Below are 1,266 nucleotides of genomic sequence, written 5' to 3'. Positions count from 1 at the left end.
ACATCTAACCGTCGAACGAAACCTTGGATTCGGCCTCAGTGTGCGGAAAACCGGAAAAGCGGAAATCCGCCGGCGCGTCGAGGACGTCGCCGAACTGCTCGACCTCGGCCACCTACTGCGACGACGCCCGAAGGAACTGTCCGGCGGGCAGCGGCAGCGGGTGGCGCTGGGTCGCGCGATGGTGCGCGAGCCGATGGCCTTCCTCATGGACGAGCCGCTGTCCAACCTCGACGCGAAACTGCGCTCGAGCACCCGGACCCGGCTCATCTCGCTGCACCGTCGTCTCGACACCACGTTCGTCTATGTCACCCACGACCAGGTCGACGCGATGACCATGGCCACCAAGGTTGCGGTACTGAATGAGGGCCGGATCGAACAGTTCGGCACCCCTGTGGAGATCTACGACGAACCCGCGTCGGCGTTCGTCGCCGGGTTCATGGGCGCGCCACCCATGAATCTGTTGCCAGCCGAACTGGGTAGGGGGGTCGGCGGCCGCCTCGTATTGCGTTCTCCCGGTATCGATATCGAGCTGCCCTATCGCGTCGGCGAAGGCCTCGGTGTGCGGGAGGTGCTCCTGGGTGTACGTCCCGAGCATGTTGTCCCGGTGCCTGCCGACCATGACGGGCCGGCGCTACGGGGCCGGGTCGATATCGTCGAGAACCTGGGCAACGAAGAGATCGCCGAGGTGGAGATCGGGGACCAGCGGGTCAGTGTCCGCGGCGCCCGGCCGATCCAACTCGCTCCGGGTGACGTCACCACCCTGGCAGTACTCCCCGAACACGTTCACCTCTTCGCGCGGCAGAGCGGTCGTCGCCTGACCTGGGAGCCCGACCGCGCCCCCGTCCTCACTTCCTGAGAGAGATCCTTATGAAATTCCCACGCGTCCTGCCAATTCTGGTGGTCGGGCTCGCCGCGGCTATTGCCGGCTGCGCGACCGTTCCGACCACCTCCGACACGGGGAGCGGATCGGCCACCGCGATTATCCCTGAGCTCGCCCCTGACCAGCAGGTGTCGATCCGTTGGGAGAGTTTCAACCTCGCCAGTGCCGGGATCTTCGGCGACACCACCCGCGGCCTCGTTGCCGAATTCGAGCGCCTGCACCCGAATATCGATGTGGAAGCCGTACCGCCGCAGGGCTCGAATGAGATCGCGCAGAGCGTGCAGAGCGTGCAGCGGCAGGTCATCGCCGGCAACCCTCCCGACGTCGCCCAGCTCACTTTCGCCGACCTGCGCTACACCGCGAGCGATCTGGGCGCCAAGCCACTG

General features: G+C 66.1%; 2 protein-coding genes. Both read left to right on the top strand.

Features of this window, described 5'->3' with window-relative positions; genetic code table 11:
• Window positions 1–856 (top strand): ATP-binding cassette domain-containing protein (locus Q9R39_RS24680; RefSeq protein ID WP_311278458.1); only part of this gene is annotated, 856 nt, incomplete at its 5' end.
• Window positions 857–867: 11 nt separating this feature from the next.
• Window positions 868–1,266: extracellular solute-binding protein (locus Q9R39_RS24675; protein ID WP_396275751.1), on the top strand; the 399-nt coding region annotated here is incomplete at its 3' end.

The organism is Gordonia sp. AC31 (genome assembly GCF_031844505.1).
Classification (GTDB): domain Bacteria; phylum Actinomycetota; class Actinomycetes; order Mycobacteriales; family Mycobacteriaceae; genus Gordonia; species Gordonia hongkongensis.
The sequence above is the reverse complement of the archived record's forward strand: the minus strand, read 5'-3'. Positions and strand labels throughout refer to the sequence as shown.